3 protein-coding genes and 1 pseudogene are annotated in these 3895 nt (G+C 73.5%); 1 reads left to right on the top strand and 3 read right to left on the bottom strand.

The window, feature by feature from the left end; translation table 11 throughout:
- Together ACFW2E_RS42980 and ACFW2E_RS42975 are read right to left on the bottom strand one after the other, a co-directional pair.
- Window positions 1–1002, bottom strand: a pseudogene (locus tag ACFW2E_RS42980) (hypothetical protein); the annotation flags it as partial.
- 64 nt (window positions 1003–1066) lie between these two features.
- Window positions 1067–1549: a hypothetical protein gene (locus tag ACFW2E_RS42975; RefSeq protein ID WP_384476464.1), complete on the bottom strand. Its 483-nt coding sequence runs from the start codon at window positions 1547–1549 to the stop codon at window positions 1067–1069.
- Between the two features lie 99 nt (window positions 1550–1648).
- On the opposite strand from ACFW2E_RS42975, the gene ACFW2E_RS42970 reads away from it, so the two are divergent.
- Complete coding sequence (locus ACFW2E_RS42970; RefSeq protein WP_384476461.1) at window positions 1649–3481, top strand: caspase domain-containing protein; 1833 nt, start codon at window positions 1649–1651, stop codon at window positions 3479–3481.
- Here the strand turns inward: ACFW2E_RS42970 and ACFW2E_RS42965 are convergent.
- Window positions 3462–3895 (bottom strand): CHAT domain-containing protein (locus ACFW2E_RS42965; RefSeq protein ID WP_384476458.1); only part of this gene is annotated, 434 nt, incomplete at its 5' end. The two genes, ACFW2E_RS42970 and ACFW2E_RS42965, sit on opposite strands and share 20 nt — an antisense overlap.

The following is a 3895-nucleotide window of genomic DNA, read 5'->3' as shown; positions in this document are numbered from 1 at the left end:
CGCCTGGTTGAAGGCGAGGTCGCGGCGGAGCGGCAGCTCCTCGTTGTCGTACTCCTTCACCAGCCGGTCGAGGATGTCGTCGACGGCGTCCTCGATGCGCTCGGACGGCTCGAACTCCCGCTCGAGGATGGCCTTGTACTTCTCCAGCAGGGTCCGCTGCCCGCGGGCGGCGGAGAGCACACCGTCGAGGGTGACCCACTGCGGGGAGACGGCGGCCAGCCGCGGGAACTCGTCCGGGGCGGAGGGTACGCGCAGCGTGTCGATCTCGTCGCGCCAGCGCTTGACCTGCCGGTCCTGCGTGTCGGCGCGGTCCATCAACTGGCCCCGCCACTCGGCGAGGGTGCGGTCCAGCAGGTCGCGGCCGACCAGGCCGAAGGCGCCCTGCGCGATGGCCTCCAGGATGACGGCGAACTCCCGGCCGAGGGCGGCCGGGTCCTGGGCGAGGAGATAGTGCCGCAGCCAGCGCACCGCCGACTCCGAGCGGCCCTGGCGGCGCAGGACGAGCGCGAAGAACAGCGAGGTGCGGTCGGGCGAGCGGCGGAACGCCTCGTCGACGGCGCGCTCGCACAGCGTCCGGTCGTCGGCCGACCAAGAGGCGAGCGCGACCAGGGCCGGTGCCAGCCAGTAGCGGGGCGTCTGGATCATCAGCTGGTCGCTGACCATCCGGACGTTCTCCTCGGAGACCAGGCCGACGTCGAAGGCCTGGAGCATGCCGACCGCGGTGCGCCGGACCGTCTTGTGGTGGCCGAACTCGTGGTCGATCTTGTCCTCGATGACGCCGATACGGGTCTCGGCGCGCTGCACGTTCGCCGTGGACTCGGCCTGCTTCACGAAGGCCAGGAACTCGTCGCGCAGCTGCTGGAGCTCCGTACGTGTCTGCTGCTGGCCGGACTCGACCGCGGAGACCTGGCCGGACACCGAACCGACCTGTTCGCTGAGCCTGATGACGAGGTTGCTGACTTCCTGCACCTTGCGGTGCAGGGCGAGGTCGACCTCGGACATGCGGGAACTCCGTTCGCGTGCTGCGGCTGCTGGGGTGGGTGCCGGCGGGGACCGCCGGGGTTGCTCAGGGCCGTACGACCGTGCCGTCCTCCAGGACGGGCAGGATCAGGCCGTCGGCGTGGACCTCGACGTACGCGTAACCGCCGGAGCGGGCGAGCATCCGGGCCGCCGAGAACGGCTCCGGCATCTGCTCGGCCGGGGCGAAGTGCCGCACGATGACGTGGAAGAGGCTGAGCTGGTGGTCGACGTACGGCGGACCCAGGTGGCAGCGGGCGACGAAGCCGAGCGGCACGGAGCCGTAGGACGTCGTGTACTGCTCGCGGACCCACTCGGCGAGCGACCGGCAGGCCTGGTCGTCGAGCCCCGCGTCCAGCCGGCGCACGGCGTCGAGCAGCTGCCCGGAGCGCGGCTGGTGGAGTTCCCGGCGCGCGAGGCCGGGCGCCGGGCCTCCGGGCGCGGCCGCGGTCCGCGGTCCCAGCAGTCCCCGGCCTGTCAGCTCCTGGGCGTCGGGGCGCACGATGCGCCGCGGGCCTTCGGTGTACCCCATGTGTCCCCCGAGAGTCATGGGTTGCGTTACCAATAGCAAAAGGTTAGTGACGTGACGTCAATAGTGCGAGCTCAAACACGAATTGGCAGACTCGGACCCATGGAGAGGATCAAGGCGCTTCTGGTCGGGGTCGACGACTATCCGGATTCCGTGGCGACACCGCTGGGCGGTTGCGCCAACGACGTCGTCGCCGCGCAAGGGCTGTTGACCGATCTGGCGGGTGAACGGGCCGACGTCATGGTCCTGCTGGACGAGGGGGCGACCGTCGACGCGGTGACGGACGCCGTTGTGCGGCACCTGGGCGCGGCGGGTGCCGGGGACACCGCGCTGCTGTGGTTCTCCGGGCACGGCACCCAGCAGGAGGCCACCGGCGACGACCTGCTGATCGAGGCGACCGGGCTGAACCAGGCCCTGGTCTGCGTGGACGGCCCGCTGCTCGACAAACGGCTGGGCGCACTGCTCGACACCGTCGCCGCCGGCGGCGCGCAGGTCGTGGCGGTGCTGGACTGCTGCCACTCCGGCGGCGCGACCCGGAAGGACGAGTGGACGCCGCGGTACGCGCCGCCCTCGCCCGCCTGGGATCTGTCGGCGGCGGACGACCCGGTCCCCCGTGCGGTGCCGCGGCACGTGCTGCTGGCCGCGAGCCGGCTGAACCAGCAGTCGTACGAAGGCTGGTTCGACGGACTGCGGCAGGGCGCGTTCACGCGTGCTCTCGTCGACGCGGCCCGCGCGGCCGGACCCGGGGCGACCTGCCGTGAGCTGCTGGCGGCGGCGGCCGCGCGCGTGCGGCGGTCCGGGAGCCTGCAGCGGCCCGTGCTGTACCCGGACCTGCCGGGCGGCGCGGCGGACCGGGCGTTCCTGCCGGGCGGGGCGCGCGAGGTCCCGAGCCCCCATCTGCTGACCTACGGGGCCGACGGCTGGGAGGTGGACTGCGGCGCAGCGCACGGACTGCGGGACGACGCCGCGGGGGCGCGGTCGACCGAGTTCGCGGTGGTGGAGGGCGAGCCCGGCCGTCCCGTCGTACGGGCGCGGGAGGTGCGGGTCGGCCGGACGCTGGTCACACCCGTGGGCTGGCTGCCGGAGCCCGGGCGGGCCTACCCCGTGACGCTGTCGGCCGTCGCCCTGCCCCCGGCGACGGTGTCGGTCGACGGGTCGCCCGAGGCGGTACGGGAATTGACGAGCGCGCTCGCCAGGGCAGCGCTGCTGCGCCGGGCCGAGGGTCCGGAGGGCGCCGGGGATCTGCACTTCCGGGTGCGGGTGCGCGACGGTGCGGCCTTGGTGCTGCGGCGTGACGGCACGGAGTTCACCGGGCCGCTGCCGTACGGCGGCGGGGCGGCGGACGCGCTGCGCGTCGTGGACTGCCTGGCGCACCTCACCCGCTGGCACCAACTGCGCGATCTGACCGCCCGGCCCTCGCCGCTCGACGGACTGGTGCGCCTGGAGATCACCGCCTGGGGCGCCGAGGAGCCACTGCGCCTCGACGCCGCCGGGGAGATCGTCTGCCCGTACACGGACGGGCAGGCGCCCTGGATCTCCGTGCGGCTGCGCAACACCTCCCCCGACCGGACGCTGTGGTGCCTGCTGCTGGACCTGACCGACAGCTACGCGTCCAACTCCATTCTCTATCCAGGACACTTCATCGGGCCGGGGCGCACGGGGTACGCCCTGGACGGCGAGCCCGTACGGCTGTCGCTGCCCCGGACGCGGCCGGTGGTGCCCGGCGCCGAGGGGCGGGACTGGCTCAAGCTGATCGTCGCGGAGGGCGAGTTGAGCACCCCGTCGTACCAGCTGCCCGCCTGGGATCCGTGGCTCCCCTCCGGATCCCGCGACCTGGAGCCCGCCATCAAGGGCGGACCGGCCCGCTGGACCGCCGTCACCGTGCCGCTGCGGACACTGGTGCCGGCCGGATCCGTCAGCGGCCCAGGTGCGTGAACCCGGCCCAGGCGCTCAGGTCGTGCGGGTCGATCCGGCGGGCGCGGTCGGCGAGCAGCGGCGGGAGTCCGGCGGGCGGTTCGCGGTCCGGGTTCAGCATCCACAGCTGGGCCCGGCGCAGCGCCTTCGCCGGGGGTTCTCCGTGCGTGCGCAGGAAGTGGTGGGTGAGGAACATCAGCACCGAGGTCGCCTCGTCGGGGACCGGCCACAGTGAGCCGACGACCGAGCGGGCCCCGGCGACGAGGAAGGCGGTGGCGAGGCTGTAGGCCTCGTTGTGCCCCCGGCCGGAGACATGACTGCGGCAGGCCGCCAGGAGAACGAGGTCCGGGCCGCCGCCCGCCTCGCGGTTCCTGTCCGCCGCGCCGGAGATCTCCTCCGCCGCCAACTGGCCGTCGCTGAGGGCGAGATAGGAGC

The sequence above is a fragment of the Streptomyces sp. NPDC058964 genome, from assembly GCF_042741275.1.
Lineage (GTDB): Bacteria > Actinomycetota > Actinomycetes > Streptomycetales > Streptomycetaceae > Streptomyces.
The sequence above is the reverse complement of the archived record's forward strand: the minus strand, read 5'-3'. Positions and strand labels throughout refer to the sequence as shown.